This window comes from Planctomycetota bacterium (genome assembly GCA_018242585.1).
In the GTDB taxonomy this organism is placed as follows: Bacteria; Planctomycetota; Planctomycetia; order Pirellulales; family PNKZ01; genus JAFEBQ01.
The window spans coordinates 1-411 of the sequence record JAFEBQ010000017.1 but is presented as its reverse complement, the minus strand read 5'-3'; the positions used below and the strand labels follow the sequence as shown (position 1 = coordinate 411).

Here is a 411-nt window from a genome sequence, read left to right as displayed (position 1 = left end):
GAGACGACGGTGCTGTGGGATCGCGCGACGGGCCGTCCGGTAGCGCCGGCCATTGTCTGGCAAAGCCGCGTCTCGGCCCCGATTTGCGAGCAATTAAAGGCCGCAGGGGCCGAACCGCTGGTGCGGCGCAAGACCGGCCTATTGTTGGACCCATACTTCTCGGGGACCAAGATTAAGCATCTTCTCGACCGCGATCCGACGCTGCGAACAAGGGCCGAGCGTGGTGAAGTGCTGTTCGGCACGGTCGATAGCTGGCTCATCTGGAAGCTGACCGGCGGGCGGGTCCACGCCACCGATGTCAGCAACGCCAGCAGGACGTTGCTGCTCGATATTCATTCGCTGGCCTGGGACGATGAACTCCTGCAACTGTTCACCGTGCCGCAAGCCATGCTGCCCGAGGTCCGCTCGTCG

At 63.7% G+C, this 411-nt stretch carries 1 protein-coding gene; it reads left to right on the top strand.

Annotated elements, in window-relative coordinates:
- Nucleotides 1-411, top strand: a 411-nt coding sequence (locus tag JSS27_09495; GenBank protein ID MBS0209175.1) for a glycerol kinase, incomplete at both ends; no start/stop codon positions are given.